The following is a 25300-nucleotide window of genomic DNA, read 5'->3' as shown; positions in this document are numbered from 1 at the left end:
TCTTGAATACCGGAGGGTATGCCGGCCTTCCTGCACGGCGCTGCTCGAAGTAGCGGCTCCAGGCCCTGGCGAGGTTGGTGAAGGGCTGCGCATGGGCGTCGCGGTGGACGGTGCGCAGCCAGGGCTGGCCGTTCTCGTCAAGCCAGGCCGGGTCCGCATACTTGATCCGGTTGAACTGCTTTTTGAGCGCCATCGCATTCGGCTTGCAGCCTGCGGCGACCTGGCGCTGCCATTCGGCGAGCGCCCAGTTCCAGACCCGGCGCGCAGTCCCGGCCGCGCGCGCGAAATAGCCGCGTTGTTCAAGCGTGGGGTCAATCCTGATCCGGTGCGCCAGCAGCATCGTGACTCTCCAGCGCCGCGCGCAGCTGGCGGCGGTAGTTGCGCAGCCCGCACAGGCGGCTCGAGAAGCAGTGGACGATCGTCATCAGGTCCTGCACCATCTCCTGCTCGGGCGACAGGCGTTCCTGGTTCAGCACCAGCAGTTCGCAGCCGTGCAAGGCTGCGTGATGCGCGAACCAGTCGAAGCCGAAGCGGGGCAGCCGATCGCGGTGGGCCAGCACCAGCGTCGCCACCTCGCCGCGCCCGATCGCATCCATCAGGGCCAGGAAGTGCTTGCGACCGAAGTTCAGGCCCCCTCCGACTTCCTCAACATACTCGACCCCGGCCAGGCCGCGCGCGGCCGTGAACTGCTCGAGCGTGTGGCGCTGGTTAGCCAGGTCGGGGCGCTGGGCGGCGCTCGACACCCGGCAGTAGGCGACGATCCGCCGCGGTGCATCGGGCGACGGCAGGCGCAGGAACGCGCGCAGCTGGCTCTCGGTATAGCGACGTCGGTTGCTGGCGGTGCGCGCCGCCGGGACCAGTCGTCCCTCACGCTCCCAGCGCTGCAGCGTCTTGACCGTGATTCCCAGCCGCTTCGCTGCGTGTCCAATCGCTAAAGTGCTTTCCATGATCATTATTCGACACGTGGGTGCACATTAAGTTCGACTAGGGTCTAGCTCCATTCACCAGGGAGCATCCAATGAAAAAAATCCTGATCGCCCTGCTGGTCCTGTCCAGCATCTGCAGCAGCGCCTTCGCCCAGAGGAGCACGCTGGTGTACAAGGAGGAAAAACGCCGCTACATCGTCTACACGCCTGCTTCGTACCATAGCGTCGCGCAGCAGTCCTACCCGGTCGTGTTCAACTTCCACGGCAGCGGCATGACGATGGCCGAGCAGATGCTCTACACCGGCATGAACCGGGCCGCCGACCGGCACCGCTTCATCGTGGTCTACCCGCTGGGCATCAAGCACGACTGGAACGTCGGCTTCGACATGCCTTACCTGGGCGGCAGCGACGATGTCGGCTTCACCGAGGCCCTGCTCGAGAAACTCAAGAAGGACTACCGTGTCGACACGTCGCGGGTGTATGCGACCGGACTGTCGCGCGGCGGCTTCTTTGCCCTGCGCCTGGCGGCCGAGCTGCCGCATGTATTCGCGGCGGTGGCCTCGGTGGGCGGACCGATGCCGGAACCGGTGGTCCAGCACCATACCAGGCCGGGCAAGGTCGGCGTGATGCTGATCCACGGCACGGCCGACCAGGTCGTGGCCTACGACGGCAAGGCGAGCGGCTACCTGTCGGCCATGGACAGCCACCGTTACTGGATCAGGCGCAATGGCCTCGAAGCAGTGCCCGAACAGCTGCGCAGCTTCAATGGCGACGCCGGTGACGGGACCGAGGTCGGCTACCGCGAACAGGGCAGCGCGGACGTCCGCGTCGCCCTGGTGACGGTGAGGGACGGCGGCCATACCTGGCCCGGCGCCGATGCCTTCAATGTTGGCTTGCCGATCGGCAAGACCACGCGCGACGTCGATGCGAACGAGCTCATCTGGCAATTCTTCGTCAAGCACCGCCGCTGTGCCTTGAATGTGGTCGGCCTTGCAACTTGCCGGACCGGCCCCACCTGTCGTAACAGGACGCGGCCAAAACGCGGCCGCGGGTAAGATCAAGCCGTTATGACAACAGGAGCAATCGTATGCAAATCAATGTCAATACCGACCGCACCATTACCAACCACCAGGGCCTGGACGAACACGTGGAATCGGTCGTCCGCAGCTCGATCGACCGTTTCGGCGACCACATCACCAGCGTCGAAGTACACCTGAGCAACGAGAACCGGCAGAAAGGCGCCGATGGCGGCAACTCGTGCATGATGGAAGCACGCGTGCGCGGCTACCAGCCGATCGTGGTCCACGAGCATTCCGACGACCTGCGCCAGTCGATCAAGAACGCCGGCGGCAAGCTGGCGCGCGCCCTCGACAGCGCCCTGGGCCGCCTGCAGGACAAGGACCGCCACGGCCACGCTGCCCCGGCAGTCGATGCCCTCGCGGACAAGCACCTGACCGACTCGTAAGCGGTGCGAGCGCGCGCCCTGCTCCTGGGCGTGCGCTTGTCGTATCGATTCAAGCCGCGCCTTCCAGCATCGCCCGCAGTTCGCGCAAGTAGCGCAGGCCGGCCAGCGCGCGGCTGCCATACCACGACATCATTTCCCCATCGACCAGGGACACCGGGATGCCGAGCTGCTTCTCGAGCGCGTCCGCATGCGCCTCGGTAAACCGGTAGGGCTCGGTGGACAGCAGCACGGCGTCGAGCCCGTCCACCAGCTGCGCCGACCACTCGAAGCGCGGGTAGCGCGCCTCTCCCAGATTCGGCACCTTCCAGCCCAGCTCGGCCAGCATGGCGGCGATATACGTGTCTTTCGACACGCTCATCCACGGGTCCTGCCAGATACAGTACAGCACGGTGCGCGCCGGCGCCGGCGCCAATGCGCGCAAGGCCGCGTATTCCTGCTCGAAGGCGGCGCACCAGCGCTCAGCTGCTGCTTGCGCGCCGAAGATGCCGCCCATCAGGCGCGCCAGCGCCAGGTTGTCGCCCGGGACCATCGGATGGGTGACGACGACGTGCGGCACGAACTTCGCCAGTTCCTCCACCGTCGGCTTTTCGTTTTCGTCGATGTTGACCACCAGGTGGGTCGGCGCCAGCTTGCGGATCTTCTCGATGTTCACGTCCTTGGTGCCGCCGACCTTCGGGATCGCCTCCACCGCCTCGCGCGGATGGATGCAGAAGCCGGTACGGCCGACCAGTTGTCCTGCCAGGCCGAGCTCGCACAGGAGCTCGGTAATCGAAGGCACCAGCGACACGATGCGGGCTCCGGGTGCGGGATGGTGTTGGTGGCCGAGCGCGTCGACCAGGTGGGCAGGATGTGTCATGGCCGCCATTTGACCACTGTTGTTTCTGGAACGCCAGCCCGCGCGCAGGTTTGCAATGAGTTATCATGCCGTAAGGTAATGACATTAACCTCCAGTTTTTTTTCCCGCTCGAGCAAGCCTTGGATCCGATCGGCACCTTCGGTGCTTCCCCCTATACCACGCGCGACCTGCAGCTGTTCCGCGACGCCGACGATCCGGTCGTCGCGGCGGCGCTCGCCCCGTGCGCGGTCATCCGGGTGGCGGCCGGCCGCCGGGTCGAGGACGGGCTGCGCGCCCGCCTGTACATCGTGCTCTCGGGCATGCTGGAGGTGGCGCCGGACGCCCATAGCAGCAGCGAGGACAGCGGCACCACGCGCGTGCTGCCCGGCGAAAGCGTGGGCGAGCAGGCCGTGCTGGACGACGCCGTCAACCTGGCCGCGATGACCGCACTGGAAGACTGCGAGCTCCTGGTCATCGAGCCGGAACTGGTGTGGCAGCTGATCGACCGCTCCAACGTCCTCGCGCGCAACCTGCTGCGCCTGCTGTCCTTCCGCGTGCGGGCGGCCAACGCCCAGCTCAAGCGGCGCCAGAAACTGGGCGAGTTCTACCGCCAGCTCTCGCTCAACGACGGCCTGACCGGCCTGTACAACCGCGCCTGGCTGGCCGAGATGCTGCCCAAGCTGGCGATGCGCGCGCGCCAGGACGGCAGCCCGCTGTCGGTCATCATGATCGACCTCGATCACTTCAAGCGCTTCAACGACACCCACGGCCACCTGGCGGGCGACGCCGCCTTGTCGAGCGCCGCCGGCGTGATCCGCGAATCGCTGCGGCCCTCGGACTTCGCGGTGCGCTACGGCGGCGAGGAACTGATGGCGGTATTGCCGGACACCCCGACCGCCCTGGCCGAGATGGTGGCCGAACGCCTGGCCGAGCGCCTGCGCACGACCCTGGTCTTCCCGGACATGCGCCTGCCGCTGCCCCACGTCACCGGATCGTTCGGCGTGGCCAGCCTGGCGCCGGGCGGCGACGAGCAGGGCCTGATGGCGGCGGCCGACGCTGCCTTGTATCGTGCCAAACAGGCAGGCCGCGACCGCGTCAGCATCTAGTCACGCTGCCAGCCCTTTGGCTGACGCCGCGCCGATTCTGTGCCACCATGGCGCCTGCCCGCCCCAACGGCGACACAAGAACAATACCTGAGCAATACATGAGCACGCATACCTTCCTCTGGCACGACTATGAAACCTTTGGCGCGACCCCGCGCCGCGACCGCCCGGCCCAGTTCGCCGCCATCCGCACCGATGCCGAGCTGAACGAGATCGGCGAACCGATCATGCTGTACTGCCAGCCGGCGCCGGATTTCCTGCCCGACCCGCAATCCTGCCTGATCACCGGCATCACCCCGCAGCATTGCCTGGAACATGGCGTGCCGGAACACGAATTCGCCCGGAGAATCGAAGCCGCCTTCAGCGAGCCCGGCACCATCGGCGTCGGCTACAACACGATCCGCTTCGACGACGAGGTCACGCGCCACCTGTTCTGGCGCAACCTGATCGACCCGTATGCGCGCGAGTGGCAGAACGGCTGCGGGCGCTGGGACCTGCTGGACGTGGTGCGCATGACCTACGCATTGCGCCCGGACGGCATCGAGTGGCCGCGCAAGGAAGACGGCAAGCCGAGCTTCCGCCTGGAAGACCTGAGCAAAGCCAACGGCCTGGTCCACGATGCGGCCCACGACGCGTTGTCGGACGTGCGCGCCACCATTGCCCTCGCTCGCCTCATCCGCTCGAAGCAGCCCAAGCTGTTCGACTTCTGCCTGGAACTGCGCCGCAAGGAGCGGGTGGCCGCCGAGATGGGCCTGCACCTCGACCCCGGCCAGCGCCAGCCCTTCCTGCACGTGTCCGGCATGTTCCCGGTCGAGCACGGCTGCCTGGGCCTGGTCTGGCCGCTGGCCCAGCACCCGACCAACAAGAACGAGATCCTGGTCTGGGACTGCCGCCACGACCCGTCCGAGCTGTTCGAGCTCGACGTCGAGACGATCCGCACCCGCCTGTTCACCCGCAGCGCCGAGATGCCGGAAGGGATGACCCGCCTGCCGATCAAGAGCGTGCACCTGAACAAGTCACCGATGCTGGTCGGGAACCTCAAGACCCTGCAGCCCGCCATGGCGGCGCGCTGGAACATCGACGTCGAGCAGGCGCGCGCGCACGCGGCGCTGGCTGCGGGCGGACGCAACATGAGTGCGGTCTGGGCCGAGGTGTTCAAGAAGCCGGCCGCGGGCGGCGTGGTGGACGTCGACGAGGACTTATACGGCGGTTTTGTCGGCAACGGCGACCGCCGCAAGCTGGAGTCGCTGCGCCACGAAAAGCCGCAAGCGCTGGCCGGCATGCGGCCCTCGTTCGAGGACGAGCGCCTGGGCGAGCTGTTCTTCCGCTACCGCGCGCGCAACTTCCCCGCCACCCTGTCGGCAGACGAGCGGGAACTGTGGGAGGCGCACCGGGCGGCGCGGCTGTTCGAGGGCGCTGCGGGGGCGCGCACCGTCGACCAGCTGTTCATGGAAATCGACACCCTGTCCGAGAACGCGGACGAGCGCGCGGAGGAGATCCTCGGCGCCTTGTACGACTATGCGGAGACGATTGCGCCGAGCAGGTATTGAGTTTTTTGTTCGCGCTGCGCGCTTGGATGCGTTAGCGGCTGCGGCACGAACTTGGGTCCCGGCCTGCGCCGGGACGACGGTTTTAAGAATAACGGTAGAACAAAGCTAACGTATTTCGCGTGTTGACTGTAGAACGTCGTTCCGGCGAAGGCCGGAACCCAAGTCTCAGCAAACCACCAGCGCCTCCTTACCCCCGCGCCGCATTGATTGCGTCGCGCGTCTCGGTGGCCACCCGCCTTGCCGCAGCGGCGAAATCTTCCCCTGCCTGCGGCGCCGCATACAGGATCGCGCGCGAGGAATTGATCATCATCCCGGTGCCGTTCGCCGTACGCCCGGCCTGCACGGTCGCCTCCACGTCCCCGCCCTGCGCGCCCACGCCCGGGATCAGCAGCGGCATGTCGCCCACCAGCTTGCGCACCTGCGCGATCTCTTCCGGGAAGGTCGCCCCCACCACCAGCGCCAGCTGGCCGTTGCGGTTCCACTTCTCGGCCACCAGCTGGGCCACGTGCTGGTACAGCGGGCGTCCGCCCACGTCCAGGAACTGCAGGTCCGAGCCGCCCGCATTCGAGGTGCGGCACAGCACGATCACGCCGCGGTCGGCCCACTCCAGGTAGGGCTCGACCGAGTCGAAGCCCATGTAGGGGCTGACCGTGACCGCGTCGGCGCCGTAGCGCTCGAAGGCTTCGCGCGCGTACTGGTGCGCGGTGGCGCCGATGTCGCCGCGCTTGGCATCCAGCACCAGCGGAATGTGCGGGTAGTGCTCGCGCAGGTAGCGGCAGATTTCTTCCAGCTGCGCTTCGGCGCCCAGCGCCGCGAAGTAGGCGATCTGCGGCTTGAAGGCGCAGGCCAGGTCGGCGGTCGCGTCGATGATCGCCTTGCAGAACTGGACGATGCCGTCCGGCTGGCCTTGCAGGTGCGCGGGGAAGCGCGCCAGGTCCGGGTCGAGCCCGACGCACAGCAGGGAATTGTTGCGGGTCCATGCTGCGGAAAGTTTGTCGATGAAAGTCATCCGGGCCTCTTGTTTGTCAGTGATTGCGAACCCAATATTGTACCGCCAGCCGTGGCGCTGGACGGGTGCAGCCCGGGTTTGGCCCCGGACGATGCGCCAAAATATCTTTACATCATGTATATTTTGACCATTCGACAACCTGCCATGGAATGATCATGACATCTACCCTCTTCTCGCGCTGGACCCGAACCCTGGCCGTGGCCGTCCTGACCGGTACACTGCTGTCCGGCTGCGGCTACAACGAGTTCCAGACCAAGGACGAGGCAACCATCGCTGCCTGGGGCGAGGTGGTCAACCAGTACCAGCGCCGCGCCGACCTGATCCCGAACCTGGTCAACACGGTCAAGGGCTATGCCTCGCACGAGCGCGAGACGCTCGAGGCCGTGACACGGGCCCGTGCCGCCGCGACCAGCTTCCAGATCACGCCGGAGGTCTTGAACGACCCGGCCGCGTTCAACAAGTTCCAGCAGGTGCAGGGCGAGCTGTCCGGCGCGCTGTCGCGCCTGATGGTCGTGGCCGAGAAATATCCGGACCTGAAGGCCGACACCAGTTTTCGCGACCTGCAGTCGCAGCTGGAAGGCACCGAAAACCGCATCACGGTCGCACGCCAGCGCTACATCGCCTCGGTGCAGGACTACAACGTCACCGTGCGCAAGTTCCCGACCAACCTGACGGCGATGGTGTTCGGCTACGAGACCAAGCCCTCGTTCACGGTCGAGAACGAAAAGGCGATCTCGACGGCGCCGACGGTCGATTTTGGTAAATAAGCGGCACACAGCGATGCACGCGCCGACCGGAGCCGGTTTCCTTCGTTGCCTGTGGGCCCTGCTGCTGGCCTTTGTGCTTGCAGCACCCGCCTTCGCCCAGCTCAAGCCGGTGCCCCCGCTGAGCGGGCGCGTGGTCGACGAAGCCGGCATGCTCGACGCCAGCCAGCGCGAGCGGCTCACGGCGGTGCTGGCCGACTACGAGGCGCGCACCGGAAGCCAGATCGCGGTGCTGCTGGTCAAATCGACCGAACCCGAAGCGATCGAGCAGTTCAGCATCCGCGTCACCGACGCCTGGAAGCTGGGCCGCAAGGGCATCGACGACGGCGTGCTCCTGATGGTGGCGCGCGATAACCCGAGTTCGCTGCGCCGGCTGCGCATCGAGGCCGGGCGCGGCGTGCAGGGCGTGCTGACGGACGCCCAGTCGAAACGCATCCTGCAAGACGTGATCGCCCCGCACTTCCGCCAGAACCATTATTACGAAGGCCTGGTGGCCGGCGTCGGCGCCATCGCAACGCTGCTGAACAAGGAAAGCTTCCCTGCCCCGCAACAACAAAACCCGCAGCCGGCGCCGCAGCGTCAAGTGCAGGTCGACAGCGGCGCCGGGTTTTCCCTGTTCGGCATCATTCCTCTCCTGATCGGCTTTTTCCTGCTGCGTTCGATCTTCCGTCCGCGCCGCAGCCGGCTCTCGCCGCACCACTGGGGCCACCGCCGCAGCAGCGGCCTGGGCGATGTCGCGACCGGCATCATCCTCGGTAACATCATGAGCGGCATGGGACGCGGCGGCGGCTTCGGCGGCGGCGGAGGCGGATTCGGTGGCGGCGGATTTTCCGGCGGCGGGGGCAGCTTCGACGGCGGCGGCGCCTCGGGAGACTGGTAATGGGTATCGGACAACGCATCAAACGCGCCTGGCGCCACCTGCGCAGCAGCGACGGCGAGGCCAAGCGCGCCTTCCCGGAAACCACGCTCAGCGCGATCAGCGAGGCGATTACCGCCGGCGAGCAGACCCACCGCGGCGAAGTGCGGCTGATCGTCGAAAAGGGCCTGCCCTTCGACGACGCCTGGGACGGCGTCAGCAACCGCCAGCGCGCGCTGGCCCTGTTCGCCGACTACGGCGTGTGGGACACCGAGGACAATTGTGGTGTGCTCATCTACATCAACCTGGCCGAGCACAAGGTGGATATCGTGGCCGACCGCGGCATCGACCGCAAGATCGACAGCGCTACCTGGCAGGGGGTGTGCCGCACCATGACGGACGGCTTCAGGCAAGGCAGCTTCCACGACGCGACCCTGGCCGCCATCGGGCAGGTCAACGAGCTGCTGCGCCAGCACTTCCCGGCCAACGGCAGCCGCGCCAACGAATTGCCGGACAAGCCGCTGATGCTCTGAGCATTCTTTTGATGCCGCGCTGTCGCCGGCGACGGCGCGGCCTTATCATGGGCACCCACGCACTTCATGCAGCGCCCATGGCCCACCGGATCACGACCATCCCGCCACGAATGGCTTGCTGGCGCGCCAGCCTCGAACGCCGGCGCTACCGCAGTGCGCTTGCGCTGGGTACATGCCTGGGCCTCGCAGGAACGTTGTGCGCACTCTGTGTGTCCGCGCTCGTGCTGCAGTTTCTCCCTCCGGAGCTATGGGGACATTCCGCTCCTGCCGGTCTCGCCCGGCTCACCCCGGCCGGCATCTTCCTGGCGGCCGTCGTCTATGCCCCCATCATTGAAACCATGCTCGGCCAGGTCCTGCCGATTGAAGCCGCGCACCGCCTCGGCGCGCCACCCGTCGCCTGTGTCCTGCTGAGCGCACTGGTGTTCGCCTACGGCCACTACCTGAATGGCGGGCTCGCCCACGGGATGACGACCTTCTTCGGCGGGATGATCTTCGCCTGCGCCTACGTGAACATGCGCTGGGCCGGCATCGCGCCGGCCGCCCTGGCTGCGGCGACGGCACACGCCGTGCAGAACGGAACGGTCCTGTTCGTCATCGGGCCCCTGTTTCCGGAATGGCCATAGGCGGCAGCGGCAAAACGCCGGCGCCGTTCGCGGGCTGGATACAATGACGGCTTTACAAGCAAGGATGCCGCCATGAGACTAGCCAACAAGACAGCCATCGTAACGGGCGCCAGCCAGGGCATCGGCCTGGCCTGCGCCACGCGCCTGGTGCAGGAAGGCGCACGCGTCATGCTCGTCGACATCCGCCCCGAAGGCCGGGATGCCGCAGCCAGGCTCGGGGAAGCCGCCCGCTTCCACCAGGCCGACGTCAGCCTGAAAGCCGATGTCGATGCGATGATCGCCGCCACGCTGGAGGCATTCGGACAGGTCGACATCCTCGTCAACAATGCCGGCGTCACGCACGCGGCGGACTTCCTCGAGCTGGCGGAGGAAGACTTCGACCGCGTGCTGCGCATCAACCTGAAATCGATGTTCCTGTGCAGCCAGGCGGCGGCGCGCGAGATGGTGAAGCGCCAGACGGGCTGCATCATCAATATGTCCAGCGTCAATGCCGAGCTGACCATCCCGAACCAGGTGCCGTATGTGGTCTCGAAAGGCGGCGTCAACCAGCTGACGCGCGTGGCCGCGATCAGCCTGGCCGAGCACGGCATTCGCGTCAACGCCATCGGCCCTGGCACGATTCTGACCGAACTGGCAAAGAAAGCGGTACTCGGCAGCCCGGAAGCGCGTCACACGTTCCTGTCGCGCACGCCGCTCGGACGCTGCGGCGAGCCCGAGGAAGTCGCGGCCATCTGCGCCTTCCTGGCGAGCGACGACGCTTCTTACATCACGGGCCAGACCCTGTACGCGGACGGTGGCCGCATGGCGCTGAACTACACGGTACCCGTGCGCGAGTAAGTTCGCCACGCCGGCATCTTGATGAAACAGATATTCGAAATATCAATGTCTGGTATCCGTATTCTAAATTGGACGTATATTTGGCGACGCAGCATAATCTCACCTGTCTCCACTATTCTCCTCCAAGAAAATAGTTTTAAGCCCGCCTCTAGCGGGCTTTTTTTTTGTTCGGCGCGTCCTGCGCGATATTGTTGAGATCACGGACATCCGGAACAGTTCGGTCGTCTCGGTTCACGTTTGATCGCTGTCATAGCGTGGTCACATTCAACTCGTATACTTTGAATCACCTGCGATACACGCAACCGATATGCGTGATGGCAGCAGGTGTGCTGCACCAGGCGTGCAACACACCAACCGATTTACGTCTCTTGGCCCGATCTTGGGTTGTGCCCGTCAGTTCCTGACGGGCATTTTTTTCTTCACATCGGCAACACAATCATAAAAATTACCCCGCTGGGCTTGAAGCCCTGCAGGATTTCGCTATGATGAAGCTCCCGCCCTGCGTTTCCCTGCTGCGCAGGCTTGTGGAGACAACACGATAATGGGAGCTTGTCCTATGAATCTACGTGTATCCGAGAACTACGCGCATCCGCCTGAATCAAGCGCCTGCCGCCGCCACCATACCGACGGCAACCTGGTGCTGAGCGAACTGAATCCCCTGGCCGTCACCGACCAGCTCGACGGTGACAGCGCCCCGCTGAACCTGCTGACTTTCGGCAGCGTGCGCGAAATCTGTCCCAAGTGCCAGCACACCCACCTCAAGCTCGTGCTGCGGCAGAACAGCGTCCGCATGGCACACCTTTTCTGCGCCGACTGCGAAAGCTGTTTCGACGCCCACTATACGAACGGCGCTCCCGCGCTGACGATCTGAACAGGCGACCCGCCGGGATGCCGGCGACCGGTGCGTCGAGCCGGTCGGTGCGACAGGAAAGACAAGTGCTGTGATATCGTTCGCTTTTGCCAGCGTTTCGTCGTCATGCCAGCTTTCCTGTCCTTCCTGTTGCTCGATCCCCGCCTGCGCTCCGCCCGCATCAAGACCGCCCTCGTTCTGTTCGCGGGCATCGTCGTAGCCGGATCGATTCCGGGGGCGCGCGCCGAAGTGGGCGAATTCGCGCCCGGCGTGGTGCTGCATGGCCTGACCTACGCCTTCCTGACCATGCTGTGGTTCTTCGGCAGCACCGGAAGCGGTCCCGTGCGTGCCGCGAAGGCACTACTGGCGATCGCCCTGATGGGCGCCGCCGACGAGCTGGTGCAGAGTTTCCTGCCCTACCGCAGCGGCGACGTGCGCGACTGGATGGTCGACGTGAGCGCAGCGCTGCTGACCAGCACCCTGCTGGCGGTGATCGTGCCGCAGCACGGCAGCGTGCGCCAGCGCTGACCTTCCGCACCGCAAAAAAATCCACCAGCCTCGTGGGCACCTTGATACAGCTCAGGCTCAACCCGAGTCAGCTGGAACGCTGACGCGCTTCCCCCCTCTCACTCCAGTGGCACGTGGCATCGTCACGCATCCGATTGAACATCCACCATAAGGAGTTGACCATGAAGCAAAAACACCAGAGCATGCTCCTGGCGGGCTTGCTGGCTGTATCGCTGGGCCTGGCCGGGTGCGCCGGCATGCGCGGCGGCGGCGACGAGTCATCGAGCGGCACCAGCAGCAGCGGCACTACCACGGGCGGTTCGAGCGGCACCTCCGGTGCGACCGGCACCGGCGGCTCCAGCAGCTACGGCTCCGGCAGCGCCACCGACGCCTCCGGCAACCCCACCGGCAGCAGCGGCAGCTCGAGCAGCCAGGGCACCATGGGCACCGGCACCGGCACCGGCACCGGCACCTCGGGCAGCTCTGGCACCTCGGGCACCAGCGGCTCCTCGGGCTGGGACCAGTCCGGCAGCAGCGGCGCATCGGGCAGCACCGGCTCGTCCGGCTCGTCGGCAGCGGCCGGCACCTCGGCCGCCGGCAGCGCCGCACCCAACAGCACGGTGCTCGCCATCGAGGTCGTGCCGAGCGAAAGCATGAGCTCGGGCAGCTCGGGCACGGCCGGCAGCACCGGATCGAGCGGCGCAGCCGGGCCAGCGGCGCCAACAGCTACCGCGTCACGGTGCGGATGGACGACGGCAGCACCCAGGTCGTCAACCATGCCAGCACGCCCGACTTCCGCAGCGGCGACCGCGTGAACGTCACCAGCGGCGTCATTCAGCGCTAAGCAGTCTCGCTCCGAGCGCGCTGCGGCACGGACTTGCTGCAGCGTTCCCACCGCCCCCCGCCACACGAAAAAAAACGCGCACCGCACCGGTGCGCGTCTCTATCGCTTGCGCGTGCGCTTACGGCATGCCGGTTCCGCCGGGGATGCCATCGCCTTCCGCTTCGACCTCCTTGCGCTGCAGCGCCACGTTGCGGGTGGCGGCGCTGATCACCTCCAGCGGCAGCTTCGGCGTGCGGTCCGCGTTGAGCAGGCCGTTGGCTTCCTGGAAGGTGTCGGTGAACTGCGTGTAGCAGAAGCCGCTGAACATGAAGGTCTCGTTCACCACCCTCAGGAGATCGCGGTACAGCGACAGGTAGCTCTCGGCCGTGTGCGCGCGCGAATACCCCCAGGTGGTCTTGTCTGCGTCCGGATCCTGGGTCGGATCGTAGGCGATGCCGCCGAACTCGGTCAGCACGATCGGCTGGCCGCGGTGCGGGAAGCCGTCCAGGGTCAGGATGCGGCCGCCCGGACGCCGCTGGTCGAACAGGGTGCGCACCGGATCGGTGACCGCGTAGCGCGCCTGCAGCTTCTCCGGGTCGCAGTCGTAGTCGTGGATGCCGAGGATGTCGGTGGCCGAGGCTTCCCAGCCGTCGTTACCGATCACCGGCCGGGTCGAGTCGAGCGTGCGGGTCAGGTGGTACAAGGCCTCGACCGCGTTGCGGTGCGCCTGGGTGAGCGTGAGGTTCGGCACGCCCCAGGATTCGTTGAACGCGACCCACACGATGATGCAGGGGTGGCTGTAGTCGCGCTGGATCGCTTCGGTCCATTCGCTCACCATACGGCTGATGGCGCGCGAGCTGAAGCGGTAGGCCGAGGGCATCTCTTCCCACACCAGCAGGCCCAGCTTGTCGGCCCAGTACAGGAAGCGCGGGTCCTCGATCTTCTGGTGCTTGCGCACGCCGTTGAAGCCCATCAGCTTGACCAGTTCGACGTCGCGCTTCAGGTGCTGGTCGGACGGTGCCGTCATGAAGGACTCGGGCCAGTAGCCCTGGTCGAGCACCAGGCGCAGCTGGTAGGGACGGCCGTTGAGCATGAAGCGGTCGCGGTTGATCGAGACCGAGCGCAGCGCCGTGTACGAACGGATGCGGTCGAGCACGCGGTCGCCGCAACGCAGGGTCACTTCGGCATCCAGCAGGGTCGGTCGCTCCGGGCTCCAGAGGATCTCGTTGCGCGAATCGTCGATGCCGGGGTCGGACAGCGCGATCTTGCGGTTCGCCTCGCCCTGCAGCAGCTTGTAGTAGTCGTCCGCCAGCAGCTGCTCGCCATGCCAGATCTTGACTTCGACAAACAGCTCCTGGTGGGTGTGGCCGGTGGCGAACACCTCGCAACCGATCTCGTAGGTCTCGAAGATCGGGGTCCAGCGCAGCGAGGCGATGTAGGTGTCCTCGACCTGCTCGACCCAGACCGTCTGCCAGATGCCGGTGGTGCGCGGGTACCAGATCGAGTGCGGCTCCAGCAGCCAGTCCTGCTTGCCGCGCGGCTTGGCCAGGTCGGCCGGATCGTCTTCGACGAACACGGTCACCACCTGCTTGCCGTCCGCATTCATGACGTCGGTGATGTCGGCCTGGAAAGGCGTATGGCCGCCCTCGTGCTCGGCCACCAGGCGGCCGTTCACCCACACCCGCGCCGAGTAGTCGACCGCGCCGAAGTGCAGGATGGTGCGCTTGTCGTTGGGCGCCAGCTCGAACTCGCGCTGGTACCAGACGGCGGTATGGAAACCGGTGTCCTGAATACCGCTCAGTTCGGTCTCGACCGCGAAGGGCACGTTGATTTCATGGGTCCACTCGGCGACGTCTTCCGGTTTCGCATAGCGCAGCTCGTCGTCGAAGGTGAAGCGCCATTTCCCGTTGAGGTTGATCCAGTTGTCGCGCACCAATTGGGGACGGGGATATTCAAACTGATTCATTGTTGTCCTTTCTGGTCAGTCGGAACCGGAATCAGGATCCGGCCCTGTCGTCCGTTCTTGTTGTAGGCCGCCAGCGCGGCGGCGGCCGCTTGCTGTGCCTGACCTGCCCGGCACAGCGCCACACATGCGCCGCCGAAGCCGGCGCCGGTGAGGCGTGCCCCGAGCACGCCGGGCGCCGCACGCAGGTGCTCGCACAGCTCGTCCAGCTCGGGGATTGAAACTTCGTAGTCGTCGCGCAGGCTGACATGCGACGCGTTCATCAGTTCGCCGAAACGCTCGGCGCTCACGCCGCCCGCCGCTTCCAGCACGCGCAGGTTTTCCTGCACCACGTGGCGGGCCCGCTCGCGCATCGGCGAGGGCAGGCTTTCGACGGACGATGGGTCGGTGACGTCGCGCAGGGCCTGCACGCCCAGCTTGCGCGAGGCCTCTTCGCACTCGGCGCGCCGTTCGTTGTACTTGCTGGCCGCGAGCTTGCGCGCCACCCCGGAGTCGACCACGATCAGCTCTGTGTCGGGCGGCATCTTGACCAGGCGGTGTTCCAGCGTGCGCGCGTCGATGAACAGCATGTTCGTTTCGTCGGCCAGGCTGGACGCCATCTGGTCCATGATCCCGCAGTTCACGTGCGCGAATTCGATCTCGGCGCGCTGGGCGATGCGGGCCAGCTTGACGTCGTCGAGCTCGAAGCCGAGCAGCGCCCGCATGGCCCGCAGGGTGGCCACTTCGAGCGCGGCGGACGAGGACAGGCCCGAGCCGACCGGCAGGTCGGTGGTGATGTAGACGCGCAGCGGCGGCACCTCTACTCCTTGCGCCTGCACCAGCCGGATGCAGCCTTCGATGTAGCTGCCGTAGCCCTGCGGCGCGCTGCCGCCCTGCGCGAAGGTGACGGTGTTGTCGAAAGTCGGCGAATAGAAGTGAAAGTGGTCGTCGCCACTGCGGCTCATCGCCACCAGGGTGCGCTGCGGGGTCGCCACCGGCAGCATGAAGCCGTCGTTGTAGTCGGTATGCTCGCCGAGCAGGTTGACGCGTCCGGGCGCCGACGCGTTCACCTCCGGCGCGCCGCCGAAGAAGGTGTCGGTGTTCGTCATGATGATGCTTGCGCCTCCAGCCAAAGGGGCCGCTTGCGGCCATGTACGTCCACCGCCGGCCAGCCGGGGTCGAACGTGAGATTCTCGAGCCCGTCGGGGCCGAGCAGGAAAGTGTCTTCGATTTTCAGGCCCGCGAAGCTCGGGTTGAATGCGAATGCCATGCCCTCTTCCAGCAGAGTGGCGGTGGTGGGACCGGTGACGACTTCGCGCGCCCGGTAGCCGGTGATGCCGCCCTGGTGGTGCTCGCGGATCGCCGCCTCGCGGTCGGCGTGCTTGTAGGCCGCCTCGAGCGCGTGGTACACGGCCGACAGCGACTTGCCCGGCTCGATCGCCGCCAGGCCGGTGGCCTCGACTTCCATCAGGGCGCGCTGCGCGTCCAGCGGCACCGAATGCTCACCGGCGAAACTGACGAAGCGGGTCAGGTTGGCGTACAGGCCGTGGCGCCGGGCGCAGAACACCAGCATGGCGCGCGCGCCCAGAGGTTCGCCGGTCGGGGTCGGATGGCGCCAGGCCGGCAGGCGCCGCTCGCCGGCGGCCAGCACCAGGGCCGGGTGGATGCCGCGCCGCCATAGCGCCTCGGCGCCCGCGCCCGCCAGCTGGAATTCGGTCCAGTCGGGCCGCGCACGGCGCAGGGTGTCGCTCATCGCCTCGGCGGCCTCGCGGCCGAGCAGCCGGTAGCGTTCGCGCTCGCTCGGTTCCAGCACCATGCGGCGCTGGCGCAGCGCGTAAGGCAGCGGCTGCTCGCCGTTCGCGGGGCGGTCGGACAGGATCGTGCGGCCGGCCGCAGCGTTCTGCACGTAGCGCTCGCGCAGCTCCGGCTCGGCCCAGGGTTCGATGTGGAAGGTGAAGCCCTCGGGCAGTTCCTCGGCGCGCAGGCGCTCGGCCTCGATCGCATCGGTCAGGATGCAGGCTTCCTCCGGCGTCACCAGGACCTCGGCCACGCCGCCGTCGGTGGTCTGCAGCACGGCGCTCGAGCCGCCCGCCGTCACCCAGGCGAACCAGTCGACGCCGCGCAGGCGGATCGCCCCGGCTTGGGCCCCGGCCAGGTGGGCGCGCAACAGCGCCAGCTTGTCCGCGACCTCGGCGGCGCGCTGCCGGACCGGGGTCATGCGCGGGCCTCCACGAGTTCACCGCTCTCATCCAGGCTGACGTCGACCTGCTGCAGCTCATAGGCGGTGGTCTCGGGCAGCACGTCCATCGCGAACATCCCGGCAGCCAGCTCGGTGCCGGCCAGGTACTTCAGGCGGTCGCGGGTCCGGTACGGCGGGTAGAACTGCGCGTGCAGCTGGGTCTCGGGATGCGCGGCGCCGTCGGTGGGGGCCTGGTACCACGCCATCAGGTAGGGGAAGGGACGGTTCCACAGCGTGTCGAACTTCAGCAGCACGGTCTTGAGCGCGCGCGCCAGGCTTTCGCGCTGCGGCGGCGTGAGCGCGGCGAAATCCTGGCAGGGCGCGGTCGGCATCACCCAGACCTCGTAGGGATAGCGGGCGCAGGCCGGCACGAAGGCGATCGCATAGTCGTCGTGGTACAGCACGCGCTTGCCGTCCGCCGCTTCGTCGCGCGCCATGTCGCACAGCAGGCTGGCGCCGTGCTGCAGGAAGTACTCGCGCTCCTGCGCCAGCATGCGCGCCGGCACCGAAGGCACGAAGGGATAGGCGTAGATCTGGCCGTGCGGATGATGCAGGGTCACGCCGACTTCGGCGCCGCGGTTCTCGAAGGGCAGCACGTAGTGGATGTGCTGGTAGCGGCCAATGCGCGTCGTGCGGTCGCCCCAGACCGATAGCAGCAGCTCGATGCGCGACAGCGGCAGCGAGGACAGCGAAGCCTGCGGGTCCTGGGTGAACACCACCACCTCGCAGTGGCCGTTGGCCGGGGCGGTCGGCACCGTCACGCTGGGCGGCTCGTGCGACTCCAGCGCCAGCGAGGGGAAGCGGTTGTCGAACACCGCGATCTCGTAGTCGCCGGCCGGCATCTCGGTGGGGTGCTGCGGGTCGTTCATCGGCGCCAGCGGGTTGTACTGCGGTGGCGGCTGGTAGGTACGGTTCTGGCGGAAGGCGGCGTAGGTCACCCATTCGCCGCGCAGCGGGTGCCAGCGCAGGTGGGGATTGGCATGCTGGGGATCAGGAAAAGGGCTGGGCGCAACGATACCTTCCGGGATCGGGTGGTTGCTGTACAGGGTCAGGTTGCGTCCGTCCGGCTTCTTGAGATCTTTGCTGTGCATGGCATCCAAAAAATGTCGGGCATTCGTAAAGCAAGGAGCGCGAGCCGGCACCGGGTTCTCCGGTGTCCTCGCGGTCTGTAACAATGATCCTATCATGCTGCTTTCGCCACATTTTCCCTCTAGCACCGTGGCATTTTCCGGCTATCAACGGCAGGGACAGCGGAGCGAAAAGCCGGCTTCGCAGCCTGCCCTGTCGCTCCGAGGGAAAGGCGCATTTACCCCTCAGGCGCCACCCTCTTTTGTAAGTACACTCCTACAAAAGCAGTGGAAATATTTACACATTTTGGCGAGCCAGAGACCTACTAGCTCAACATGAACACGATGGCGGACCTGATGCCGGAATCGAGCGGAAGCGGGCGAAAAAAACCCCGGACGATGCCGGGGCTGGAATGTCAGCGTGCGCGCTTACCTGGCCAGTTCGACCAGCACCGCCGTGTACATCTGCAGGTTCAGCAGCAGCTGCTTCTCGGTGATGAACTCGTGCTCGGAGTGGCCGGTGTAGACCTTGCCCGGCATCGCCGGACCGAAGCTCACCGCTCCCGGGAACAGGCGCGAATTGGTGCCGCCGCCGATCGCGATCGGCTGCGGATCCTTCATGCCGGTGAAGTAAGAGAACACGTTCATCAGGGTCGGCAGGTGCGGCGCATTCTTCTGCACCCAGGGCTCGCCGATGCGGACCTTGACGTTGGCCAGCGGCAGCCGGCGCGCCTGCCACTGCGCCAGCGCGGCATTGACTTCATTGGTCAGCTGCTCGCTGCTCTTGCCCTGCGGGCGGCGCAGGTTGATCTGCACTTCGATGCCGTCGTCGTTCTGCTTGATCACGGTCGGCGCAAAGCTCATCGGACCCATGAAGCTGTCGCGGTAGGCGATGGCGCCGAACTTCTCGCCGTAGATGCCGGTCCCCACCATCTCGTTCAGGTAGTTCACCGCGCCGCCGGCCGTGGTGTTGGCCCAGGGGCGCACGGCCAGCGCATCGGCCAGCATGCTGACTGCGTTGACGCCGTCTTCCGGCTTGGACGAGTGGGCCGATACCCCCTTGGCCTTGACGCTCAAGCTGCTGCCTTCCCAGCTGAAGCTGTACTGCATGCCTTCCTGCCTGGCGCCGCGCGCGCGGATGGCCTGCTCGATCTCCGGGGTCGCGTTGGCGATCACGGCGCTGGCATCCTCGGGAATCTGGGTAATGAAGAAACCGCCGCCGAATTCCGCCACGTAGGCTTCGCCTTGCGGCGGCGCGACCGCGCCCGCCTTCGGGATCGTCACCGCGACCAGGCCGGAGCCCTTCTCCGCCGTCACCGCCGGGTATTCGGCGTCGAGCGTGATGTTGACCTGCGGCGGCTGGTGGGTCTTGAGGAACTCCACCAGCGGCTGCCAGTCGGACTCCTCGCCCATGTACACATAGAGTTCGATGCGCTTGGACAGCGGCAGGCCCTTGTCCTTGATCGACTTCATCGCGTACATGGCGGTGGCGATCGGGCCCTTGTCGTCCTCGGCGCCGCGCGCCAGCAGCTTGCCCGGCTCGCTGGTGCGGTCCAGCACGAAGGGCGACTTCTTCCACTTGCTCGGGTCGACCGGCTGCACGTCGCCATGCGTGATCACGCCGACGCGTTCGCTGCCCTGCCCCAGCCCGATGATCACGGTCCAGCCGTGGTCGGCGTAGTCCAGTCCCAAGCGCTGGGCTTCCGCCTTCAGCGCTTCCTTGAAGGCGATGTGGACCGGGTTCTTGTCGGACGGGACGTTCTTGTCGGCCACCGTGTTGTAGCTCACCAGCTTGGCCAGCGTGTCGACGATGTCCTTGCGGTAGGTGCTGGCCGCGTACTTGGCGGTCTTGACGGCGACCTCGCTCGGGGCCTTGACGGGCGCCGGGGCCGCTGCGGCGGGCAGCGTAAAGGAAGCCAGCAGCAAGCTGGCCAGCAGTGTTTTTCGAATCATGAGGTCCCGTCTCCAGTGCAAAGCGATGGTTGCAAAAGCGCAAGAAGTCTAGCACAGGCGTGTGCGCCCGGGAGGGGCCTTGGAGTATCGTTTAGGACGAATGAACCATAGGAGCGACCCACCATGACAGCCCGCAGTGTCCACCGCCTGCATCCCGCGATGCGCGACGATATCGGCGACCTCATCACGCAGCGCCCGCTGCCCGGCCGCTTGGTCGACCAGATCGATCCCTTCCTGTTCCTCAACCACCACGGCCCGCAGACCTACCCGCCGCACAACCGTGGCCTGCCCTTCGGTCCGCACCCGCACCGCGGCTTCGAGACCGTCACCTTCATCCTGGAAGGCATGCTGGCCCACCGCGACAATGCCGGCCACGAAAGCGTGATCCATGCCGGCGGCGTGCAGTGGATGACGGCCGGGCGCGGCATCGTGCATGCCGAGGTCTCGCCACGCGAATTCCTCGAGCAGGGCGGCCCGATCGAGATCCTGCAGCTATGGGTGAACCTGCCCTCGCGTCTGAAGATGAGCGAGCCGGCCTACACCGGCCTGCAGCGCGCGGAGATCCCTGCCCTGGCGGTCGACGAGGGCAAGGTGTTGCTGAACCTGATTGCGGGGGAATGGGAAGGCAGCACGGGCCCGGTGCATTCGCTGACCGGCGTGTTCATGAGCACGCTGGAGATGCGCGCGGGCGGCAGCATCCGCTTTGGCGGACTGGAGGGGCGCAACGTGTTCCTCTACGTCGCGCGCGGGGTGGTCCAGGTGGGCAACCATGCCGACCTGGTCAGCCCGATGCACCTGGTGGAGCTCGACGAGACCGGCGACACGGTCGAGATCCGCGCCAGCCAGGACGCCCTGGTGGTGTTCGGCCATGCGGAACCGATCCGGGAACCGGTGGTTTCGCACGGCCCCTTCGTGATGACCACGCGCGAGGAGATCGCGCAGGCCATCGACGATTACCAGGCCGGACGTTTCGGCTCAGCGCTGGGCTAGGGCGACCTGGCGGCCGGCCAGGTTGCTGACGCGGACGGTGTCGACCACGCGGCGCTCGTTCGGACGGTCGAAGGACAGGCGCAGGTCCTTGTTCATCGCCACGAAGCGGTTCTTGCCGACGTGGACGATCTCGGTGGCGCCGTCGCCGAGGTCGGCGTACAGCTTGCGCGCCTGGCCATCGCGCTTGCCGCTCACGGTGAGGACGCGGCCGTCGTCGAGCTGGTATTCGCCCTGCACCCGGTCGAACATGAAGGCAGCCATCTGCGCCTGCTTCGGCTGGGCGCCGACCACGTCGACGCGCTCGGAGACGATGCCTTGCGGTGTCGCGCTGGCGGTCAGGGTGAAGAAGGTGGCGGCGGCGGCCAGCAGCAGTTTGGTGCGCATGATGTACTTCCTTTCGGGTCGAAATTGAATGGGTTCGGACCTGTGCGCTTCCTGAAGTATTTCGATTCGCGCCGCGCGGTCCACGTTGTTCAGTTTCGCCAGGGTTTCTCTCGGTTTGTCTGGCGATGAGGGAAGTGTAGCGACCTGCCGTGCAGGCTCAAGCCGGAAGCGCTGGAACGCCGAAAACGCGCGACGAAATGCAGAAAACAGCTACCAAGCGGGGCATGCATATCGGCGCGGGTTCTGGACGTCTGCACGCCGTGCAGATGTCCCGAAAAGCCTGGATTGACGGGCGAAACGCGACGCTTCCATGCATATGCAGGAACGTGCGTCTGCATGTTGCGCAATGCCTTACAGTAGGGTTCCGATCGCTTTCCACACACCTTTTGCCACGACACCATGCAAGCCATTCCCCTCGTCGCCACCACGCGCGGCTACCCCGATTCCGGCTACGTCGTCGAGAACATCCATGCCGGCTCGATCGCGGTCGTCGACGTGCAGGGCCGCCTGCTCTACGCGAGCGGCGACCCGTACTATCCCACCTTCACGCGCTCGGCCCTCAAGCCCTTCCAGGCCCTGCCCTTCATCCTGTCCGATGGTCCCGCACGCTTCGGCTTGAGCCGCGACGAGCTGGCGCTGCTGTGCGCCAGCCACTCCGGCGAAGAGAAGCACCTGCAGGGCGTGGAATCGGTCCTCGACAAGATCGGCCTCGATCCCGGCCACCTGGAATGCGGCTGCGCCACGCCGCTGTTCTACGAGTTCACCGGCCAGCCGGTGCCCCAGGACCGCAGCTGGACCCCGCTGCATCACAACTGCTCGGGCAAGCACAGCGGCTTCCTGGCCTGGTGCCGCCTGCATGGCGCGCCCACCCGCGGCTATGTCGAGCGCAGCCACCCGCTGCAGCAGGCGATCCGCAGCACGCTGGCCGAAGTGGTGGGCATGCCGGCCGACTGGATGCAGGTCGGGCTGGACGGCTGCTCGGCGCCGAACTACGCGATGCCCCTGTCGACCCTGGCGCACCTGTATGCGCGCCTAGCGCAAGGCGCCGCCGACCCGCAGCTGGGCGGCGCCATGGGGATGCTGTTCGATGCCATGACGGCGCGGCCCGACCTGGTCTCGGGCACGGCGCGCACCGACCTGGCCTGGATGACGGCCGGCGGCGGCGACTGGGTGGCGAAGATCGGCGCCGACGCGGTGCAGGCAATCGGCATCCGCTCGGCGGGGCTGGGCATCGCGATCAAGATTGCGGACGGCAACAGCCGCGCCCTGCACCCGGCGGTGTACGGCGTGCTCGACCAGCTCGGCCTGCTCGACGAGGAGCGGCGCGCGCAGCTGGAAGGGTTCCGCCAGCCGCCGATCCGCAATGCGCGCGGCGCCGAGGCGGGCGACATCCGCACCCTGTTCACCTTGATGCCGCAGGCCGATCCGCTGTCCTAGGCGGCCAGGCGGCGCAGCATGGCGGCGATGGCGGCGACGACGGTAGCGTCGTCCCAGTAGCTGTTGTGCGAAAACGGGTTCCAGCTGCGCAGCAGCAGGCTGGCGACGCCGCCGCTGGCGTTGACGATGCGGTCTTCCACCAGTTCGTTGTAGCCGCCCGGCAGGGGCTGCAGCGGCCAGCCCAGCACGTCGTCCGGATCATAAAAATTGATCCACTTGAAGAGCGAGGTCGGCCGCTCGATCGGGATGATGTGCATGATCTTGTGCGCGGCGATGAACACCGGGATGTTGCAGCCGGTCGTGACCAGCGCAGCGCAGGTGCCCGCGCCCAGGAAGGTCTTCTCGCTCGCGGTAAGCGCGCGCCCGATGGCAGCTAGCGCCCAGGCATCGATGTTGCGCCAGATGCCGGCGCCGACGGGCTGGCCCCTGGCGGCCTTCTGGGCGTCGTAGATGTAGCTCGACAGGACCTGGCAGCCGAGCGACTGCGCCACGAACACGACCGGCATGCCGGGCCGCAGCGCGTGCGCCGACAGCAGCGTGCGCGCGATCTCGCCCTGCGCCAGCTCGTAGACCGAACCGGGGATCTCCTTGCGGTTCTCGAGCCCGGCCGCGTCGCCGAAGCCGAACAGCACGAACTTGCGCAGGTCGGGGTAACGCACCGTGCTGTGTTCGCGGGTACGCTCCCACACATAGTTCTGGTTGTCCTGCAGGATCTTCTGGTAGTACACGGAGCGCATCACCACCTGCCCCGCCAGGCTGCCTAGCTGCCCGCGCAGCCGGTCCATCAACCCGTCGGCATAGGTGGGCGGGGTTTCCCCCATCCCGTGCACCGTGATCAGCGCCACGTCGGCCATGGCATCCTCCCCTTCCCGGGCCGCGTGTTTTTGTGAATCCTGCGGCCATCCATCGATGGAGACAGCGTACCAGTTTTCGTGGCAATGCATGCGTTCGCGCTGCCGCGCCGGCGTGCGCTACCATGAGGCTTTCAGCGACCGCCGCTCCCGATGCCAGAACCGCTCTTTCCCCGCTACCGCGAAGCGATCCGCAAGCTCGACCTGGCGCAGGTGGCGGCGCCCGCGCAGATCCCCGAAACCTTCCTGCTGGGTCGCGAAGGACGCTACAGCGCCCATTACATTCCCTTCGAATCGATCCACCCGCAGGCGCGCATCGTGGTCGCAGGCATCACGCCCGGTTTCGTGCAGTGGAAGAACGCGATGCGCGAGGCGCAGCGCCAGCTGGCGGCCGGCAGCGGCGACGCCGAGCTGCTGCGCGCGGCGCGGCTGGCAGGTGCCTTCAGCGGCGCGATCCGGCCCAACTTCGTGGCCCTGCTCGATGCGATCGGCGTGCAGCGCTGGCTCGGCATCGCCGGCTGCGCCACCCTGTTCGGCGAAGATGCCGGGCTGGTGCAGGTGAGCGCGATCCTGCGCCACCCGATCTTTGTGGACGGCAAGAACTACAGCGGCTCGCCCTCCCCGCTGCGTAACGCCTTCCTGCGCGAACAGGTACTGCGCTGGTTCGCGCAGGAGGCGCGCCAGCTGCCGGACGCGCTGTACATTCCGATGGGCGCCAGCGTCAGCGAGACGCTCGACTGGCTGGTCGCCGAAGGCGTGATCCGCGCCAGGCAAGTGCTGCACGGGCTGCCGCATCCGTCGGGGGCGAATGCGGAGCGGGTGGCGTACTTCCTGGGGCGCAAGGAGCGTGCTGCGCTGTCCAGCAAGACCAATGGGGCGCAGATCGATGCGGCGAGAGAAGGACTGCTGGCGCAGATGGAGGCTTTGCTGGCTAAGCGTTTTTCGTAGGGTGGGCAAGTTTCTTGCCCACGCGGTGATAGACATCGGCTCCGCTCTCGTGCACGATGATCTTGCTGCAAACTATCACCGCGTGGGCGGCATAGCCGCCCACCCTACGCGATCGACAACGCGAACTCGGTGACGCCTTCGACGCCGCCGCGCAGCTGGTCGCCCGGCTTCAGGGCCGCGACGCCGGCCGGCGTGCCGGTATAGATCAGGTCCCCGGGCGCCAGCGTGACCAGGCGCGACAGGTGGCCGATCACGTCCGCGATCGGCCAGATCATCTCGTTCAAGTTCCCCTCCTGGCGCAGCTCACCGTTCACCTCGAGCCAGATGCGCGCTTCCCGCGGATGGCCGAGCTTCGCCGCCGGAATGAGCGGGCTGCACGGCGCCGAGGCGTCGAAGCCCTTCGCCATGTCCCAGGGCCGGCCGGCATCCTTGGCCTGCGCCTGCAGGTCGCGCCGGGTCAGGTCCAGGCCCACGCCGTAGCCCCACACGAGCGACATGGCATCGCTCGGGTCGATGTTGCTGCCTCCGGCGCCAAGCGCCACCACCAGCTCGACCTCGTGGTGCAGATCCTGGGTGGCGGGCGGGTATGGCACGGCGCCGCTGGCCGGCACCACGGCGTCGGCCGGCTTGGTGAAGAAGAAGGGCGGCTCGCGGTTCGGATCGCTTCCCATCTCGCGCGCATGGGCGCCGTAGTTGCGGCCGACGCAGAACACGCGGCGGATCGGGAAGCGTTCCTGGCTGTCCGCCACGGCCAGCGAGAGCTGGGCCGGGGCGGTGATGACGTAACTGGACATGCGAATCCTTTCAT

27 protein-coding genes are annotated in these 25300 nt (G+C 66.7%); 15 read left to right on the top strand and 12 right to left on the bottom strand.

Going from position 1 to position 25300, the window contains the following annotated elements; genetic code table 11:
• Both FG94_RS20410 and FG94_RS20405 read right to left on the bottom strand, forming a co-directional pair.
• On the bottom strand, positions 1-340 hold a 340-nt coding region (locus FG94_RS20410; RefSeq protein WP_036215503.1), incomplete at its 3' end, for a helix-turn-helix domain-containing protein.
• Entirely contained in the window at positions 312-947 is a 636-nt protein-coding gene (locus FG94_RS20405) for an IS607 family transposase (protein ID WP_152571065.1), read from the bottom strand. The genes FG94_RS20410 and FG94_RS20405, both read right to left, overlap by 29 nt.
• Positions 948-1018: 71 nt before the next feature.
• Here FG94_RS20405 and FG94_RS20400 point away from each other — a divergent pair, with 71 nt between their 5' ends.
• The gene (locus FG94_RS20400) at positions 1019-1981 is read left to right on the top strand and encodes a PHB depolymerase family esterase (protein ID WP_081926104.1); all 963 of its coding nucleotides are present in this window, start codon (positions 1019-1021) and stop codon (positions 1979-1981) included.
• A gap of 32 nt (positions 1982-2013) precedes the next feature.
• Positions 2014-2391, top strand: coding sequence for an HPF/RaiA family ribosome-associated protein (locus FG94_RS20395; protein WP_036215500.1), 378 nt, complete (start codon positions 2014-2016; stop codon positions 2389-2391).
• A 49-nt stretch (positions 2392-2440) separates the two neighbouring features.
• Here the strand turns inward: FG94_RS20395 and FG94_RS20390 are convergent, their stop codons facing one another.
• Positions 2441-3247 carry a helical backbone metal receptor gene (locus FG94_RS20390; RefSeq protein WP_036215516.1) on the bottom strand — a complete coding sequence of 269 codons (807 nt, stop codon included), beginning with the start codon at positions 3245-3247 and terminating at the stop codon, positions 2441-2443.
• Between the two features lie 119 nt (positions 3248-3366).
• Between FG94_RS20390 and FG94_RS20385 the strand changes: the two genes are divergently transcribed.
• Positions 3367-4332 carry a GGDEF domain-containing protein gene (locus FG94_RS20385; protein WP_036215498.1) on the top strand — a complete coding sequence of 322 codons (966 nt, stop codon included), beginning with the start codon at positions 3367-3369 and terminating at the stop codon, positions 4330-4332.
• Between the two features lie 98 nt (positions 4333-4430).
• Positions 4431-5879: an exodeoxyribonuclease I gene (gene sbcB, locus FG94_RS20380; RefSeq protein WP_036215496.1), complete on the top strand. Its 1449-nt coding sequence runs from the start codon at positions 4431-4433 to the stop codon at positions 5877-5879.
• A 187-nt stretch (positions 5880-6066) separates the two neighbouring features.
• On the opposite strand, the gene pyrF is transcribed toward sbcB, so the two are convergent.
• A complete protein-coding gene (gene pyrF / locus FG94_RS20375) occupies positions 6067-6888 on the bottom strand; it encodes an orotidine-5'-phosphate decarboxylase (RefSeq protein WP_036215495.1) in 822 nt (273 codons plus the stop codon).
• 155 nt (positions 6889-7043) lie between these two features.
• On the opposite strand from pyrF, the gene FG94_RS20370 reads away from it, so the two are divergent.
• From FG94_RS20370 to FG94_RS27425, 8 genes are all read left to right on the top strand, one after another.
• Positions 7044-7655: a LemA family protein gene (locus FG94_RS20370; protein ID WP_027866839.1), complete on the top strand. Its 612-nt coding sequence runs from the start codon at positions 7044-7046 to the stop codon at positions 7653-7655.
• A gap of 13 nt (positions 7656-7668) precedes the next feature.
• Positions 7669-8532, top strand: a complete 864-nt coding sequence (locus FG94_RS20365) for a YgcG family protein (RefSeq protein WP_036215493.1) — start codon at positions 7669-7671, stop codon at positions 8530-8532.
• On the top strand, positions 8532-9041 hold the full coding sequence (locus tag FG94_RS20360) for a TPM domain-containing protein (protein ID WP_036215491.1): 510 nt from the start codon (positions 8532-8534) through the stop codon (positions 9039-9041). The genes FG94_RS20365 and FG94_RS20360 overlap by 1 nt, the downstream gene beginning before the upstream one ends.
• Before the next feature lie 77 nt (positions 9042-9118).
• Complete coding sequence (locus FG94_RS27430; RefSeq protein ID WP_161783986.1) at positions 9119-9664, top strand: type II CAAX prenyl endopeptidase Rce1 family protein; 546 nt, start codon at positions 9119-9121, stop codon at positions 9662-9664.
• Between the two features lie 72 nt (positions 9665-9736).
• The gene (locus tag FG94_RS20350; RefSeq protein ID WP_036215486.1) at positions 9737-10501 is read left to right on the top strand and encodes an SDR family NAD(P)-dependent oxidoreductase; all 765 of its coding nucleotides are present in this window, start codon (positions 9737-9739) and stop codon (positions 10499-10501) included.
• A gap of 556 nt (positions 10502-11057) precedes the next feature.
• Complete coding sequence (locus tag FG94_RS20345) at positions 11058-11372, top strand: hypothetical protein (protein WP_036215483.1); 315 nt, start codon at positions 11058-11060, stop codon at positions 11370-11372.
• A gap of 105 nt (positions 11373-11477) precedes the next feature.
• A complete protein-coding gene (locus FG94_RS20340) occupies positions 11478-11879 on the top strand; it encodes a VanZ family protein (protein WP_036215480.1) in 402 nt (133 codons plus the stop codon).
• A gap of 161 nt (positions 11880-12040) precedes the next feature.
• Entirely contained in the window at positions 12041-12673 is a 633-nt protein-coding gene (locus FG94_RS27425) for a hypothetical protein (protein ID WP_152571063.1), read from the top strand.
• Positions 12674-12820: 147 nt separating this feature from the next.
• On the opposite strand, the gene FG94_RS20330 is transcribed toward FG94_RS27425, so the two are convergent.
• The 5 genes from FG94_RS20330 to FG94_RS20310 all read right to left on the bottom strand — a co-directional run bounded on the left by FG94_RS20330 (position 12821) and on the right by FG94_RS20310 (position 19882).
• Positions 12821-14647, bottom strand: coding sequence for a glycoside hydrolase family 2 protein (locus FG94_RS20330; protein WP_036215478.1), 1827 nt, complete (start codon positions 14645-14647; stop codon positions 12821-12823).
• Positions 14644-15732: a galactokinase gene (gene galK / locus FG94_RS20325; protein WP_036215475.1), complete on the bottom strand. Its 1089-nt coding sequence runs from the start codon at positions 15730-15732 to the stop codon at positions 14644-14646. Before galK ends, FG94_RS20330 begins: the two co-directional genes overlap by 4 nt.
• Positions 15729-16841, bottom strand: coding sequence for a Xaa-Pro peptidase family protein (locus FG94_RS20320; RefSeq protein WP_036215474.1), 1113 nt, complete (start codon positions 16839-16841; stop codon positions 15729-15731). The genes galK and FG94_RS20320 overlap by 4 nt, the downstream gene beginning before the upstream one ends.
• Positions 16838-17953 carry a galactose-1-phosphate uridylyltransferase gene (galT, locus tag FG94_RS20315; RefSeq protein ID WP_036215472.1) on the bottom strand — a complete coding sequence of 372 codons (1116 nt, stop codon included), beginning with the start codon at positions 17951-17953 and terminating at the stop codon, positions 16838-16840. Before galT ends, FG94_RS20320 begins: the two co-directional genes overlap by 4 nt.
• A gap of 405 nt (positions 17954-18358) precedes the next feature.
• Positions 18359-19882: a dipeptidase gene (locus FG94_RS20310; protein WP_036215469.1), complete on the bottom strand. Its 1524-nt coding sequence runs from the start codon at positions 19880-19882 to the stop codon at positions 18359-18361.
• Positions 19883-20005: 123 nt separating this feature from the next.
• Here FG94_RS20310 and FG94_RS20305 point away from each other — a divergent pair, with 123 nt between their 5' ends.
• Positions 20006-20872: a pirin family protein gene (locus FG94_RS20305; protein WP_036215467.1), complete on the top strand. Its 867-nt coding sequence runs from the start codon at positions 20006-20008 to the stop codon at positions 20870-20872.
• On the opposite strand, the gene FG94_RS20300 is transcribed toward FG94_RS20305, so the two are convergent.
• The gene (locus FG94_RS20300; protein ID WP_036215466.1) at positions 20858-21256 is read right to left on the bottom strand and encodes a hypothetical protein; all 399 of its coding nucleotides are present in this window, start codon (positions 21254-21256) and stop codon (positions 20858-20860) included. The two genes, FG94_RS20305 and FG94_RS20300, sit on opposite strands and share 15 nt — an antisense overlap.
• A gap of 399 nt (positions 21257-21655) precedes the next feature.
• On the opposite strand from FG94_RS20300, the gene FG94_RS20295 reads away from it, so the two are divergent.
• Positions 21656-22693 carry an asparaginase gene (locus tag FG94_RS20295; protein ID WP_036215463.1) on the top strand — a complete coding sequence of 346 codons (1038 nt, stop codon included), beginning with the start codon at positions 21656-21658 and terminating at the stop codon, positions 22691-22693.
• Here the strand turns inward: FG94_RS20295 and FG94_RS20290 are convergent.
• Positions 22690-23547, bottom strand: a complete 858-nt coding sequence (locus FG94_RS20290; protein WP_036215461.1) for a hypothetical protein — start codon at positions 23545-23547, stop codon at positions 22690-22692. The two genes, FG94_RS20295 and FG94_RS20290, sit on opposite strands and share 4 nt — an antisense overlap.
• A 150-nt stretch (positions 23548-23697) precedes the next feature.
• Here FG94_RS20290 and FG94_RS20285 point away from each other — a divergent pair, with 150 nt between their 5' ends.
• Positions 23698-24492 carry a hypothetical protein gene (locus FG94_RS20285; protein ID WP_036215458.1) on the top strand — a complete coding sequence of 265 codons (795 nt, stop codon included), beginning with the start codon at positions 23698-23700 and terminating at the stop codon, positions 24490-24492.
• 104 nt (positions 24493-24596) lie between these two features.
• Here FG94_RS20285 and FG94_RS20280 read toward each other — a convergent pair whose 3' ends face one another.
• A complete protein-coding gene (locus tag FG94_RS20280) occupies positions 24597-25286 on the bottom strand; it encodes a fumarylacetoacetate hydrolase family protein (protein WP_036215456.1) in 690 nt (229 codons plus the stop codon).
• Between the last annotated feature and the right edge of the window lie 14 nt (positions 25287-25300).

Source organism: Massilia sp. LC238 (assembly GCF_000735635.1).
Classification (GTDB): Bacteria; Pseudomonadota; Gammaproteobacteria; order Burkholderiales; family Burkholderiaceae_D; genus Telluria; species Telluria varians.
This window is presented reverse-complemented; position numbering and strand designations above follow the sequence as displayed.

What these genes read in the sequence shown, in the direction of transcription:
- FG94_RS20390 (WP_036215516.1), bottom strand. Translation starts at nt 3,247, where the DNA reads ATGACACATCCTGCCCACCTGGTCGACGCGCTCGGCCACCAACACCAT.
- FG94_RS20365 (WP_036215493.1), top strand. Translation starts at nt 7,669, where the DNA reads ATGCACGCGCCGACCGGAGCCGGTTTCCTTCGTTGCCTGTGGGCCCTG.
- FG94_RS20280 (WP_036215456.1), bottom strand. Translation starts at nt 25,286, where the DNA reads ATGTCCAGTTACGTCATCACCGCCCCGGCCCAGCTCTCGCTGGCCGTG.
- FG94_RS20305 (WP_036215467.1), top strand. Translation starts at nt 20,006, where the DNA reads ATGACAGCCCGCAGTGTCCACCGCCTGCATCCCGCGATGCGCGACGAT.
- FG94_RS20350 (WP_036215486.1), top strand. Translation starts at nt 9,737, where the DNA reads ATGAGACTAGCCAACAAGACAGCCATCGTAACGGGCGCCAGCCAGGGC.
- FG94_RS20370 (WP_027866839.1), top strand. Translation starts at nt 7,044, where the DNA reads ATGACATCTACCCTCTTCTCGCGCTGGACCCGAACCCTGGCCGTGGCC.
- FG94_RS20330 (WP_036215478.1), bottom strand. Translation starts at nt 14,647, where the DNA reads ATGAATCAGTTTGAATATCCCCGTCCCCAATTGGTGCGCGACAACTGG.
- FG94_RS20285 (WP_036215458.1), top strand. Translation starts at nt 23,698, where the DNA reads ATGCCAGAACCGCTCTTTCCCCGCTACCGCGAAGCGATCCGCAAGCTC.
- FG94_RS20295 (WP_036215463.1), top strand. Translation starts at nt 21,656, where the DNA reads ATGCAAGCCATTCCCCTCGTCGCCACCACGCGCGGCTACCCCGATTCC.
- FG94_RS20320 (WP_036215474.1), bottom strand. Translation starts at nt 16,841, where the DNA reads ATGACCCCGGTCCGGCAGCGCGCCGCCGAGGTCGCGGACAAGCTGGCG.
- FG94_RS20340 (WP_036215480.1), top strand. Translation starts at nt 11,478, where the DNA reads ATGCCAGCTTTCCTGTCCTTCCTGTTGCTCGATCCCCGCCTGCGCTCC.
- FG94_RS20395 (WP_036215500.1), top strand. Translation starts at nt 2,014, where the DNA reads ATGCAAATCAATGTCAATACCGACCGCACCATTACCAACCACCAGGGC.
- pyrF (WP_036215495.1), bottom strand. Translation starts at nt 6,888, where the DNA reads ATGACTTTCATCGACAAACTTTCCGCAGCATGGACCCGCAACAATTCC.
- FG94_RS27430 (WP_161783986.1), top strand. Translation starts at nt 9,119, where the DNA reads ATGGCCCACCGGATCACGACCATCCCGCCACGAATGGCTTGCTGGCGC.
- FG94_RS27425 (WP_152571063.1), top strand. Translation starts at nt 12,041, where the DNA reads ATGAAGCAAAAACACCAGAGCATGCTCCTGGCGGGCTTGCTGGCTGTA.
- FG94_RS20310 (WP_036215469.1), bottom strand. Translation starts at nt 19,882, where the DNA reads ATGATTCGAAAAACACTGCTGGCCAGCTTGCTGCTGGCTTCCTTTACG.
- FG94_RS20300 (WP_036215466.1), bottom strand. Translation starts at nt 21,256, where the DNA reads ATGCGCACCAAACTGCTGCTGGCCGCCGCCGCCACCTTCTTCACCCTG.
- FG94_RS20290 (WP_036215461.1), bottom strand. Translation starts at nt 23,547, where the DNA reads ATGGCCGACGTGGCGCTGATCACGGTGCACGGGATGGGGGAAACCCCG.
- FG94_RS20400 (WP_081926104.1), top strand. Translation starts at nt 1,019, where the DNA reads ATGAAAAAAATCCTGATCGCCCTGCTGGTCCTGTCCAGCATCTGCAGC.
- FG94_RS20360 (WP_036215491.1), top strand. Translation starts at nt 8,532, where the DNA reads ATGGGTATCGGACAACGCATCAAACGCGCCTGGCGCCACCTGCGCAGC.
- galT (WP_036215472.1), bottom strand. Translation starts at nt 17,953, where the DNA reads ATGCACAGCAAAGATCTCAAGAAGCCGGACGGACGCAACCTGACCCTG.
- FG94_RS20345 (WP_036215483.1), top strand. Translation starts at nt 11,058, where the DNA reads ATGAATCTACGTGTATCCGAGAACTACGCGCATCCGCCTGAATCAAGC.
- sbcB (WP_036215496.1), top strand. Translation starts at nt 4,431, where the DNA reads ATGAGCACGCATACCTTCCTCTGGCACGACTATGAAACCTTTGGCGCG.
- galK (WP_036215475.1), bottom strand. Translation starts at nt 15,732, where the DNA reads ATGACGAACACCGACACCTTCTTCGGCGGCGCGCCGGAGGTGAACGCG.
- FG94_RS20405 (WP_152571065.1), bottom strand. Translation starts at nt 947, where the DNA reads ATGGAAAGCACTTTAGCGATTGGACACGCAGCGAAGCGGCTGGGAATC.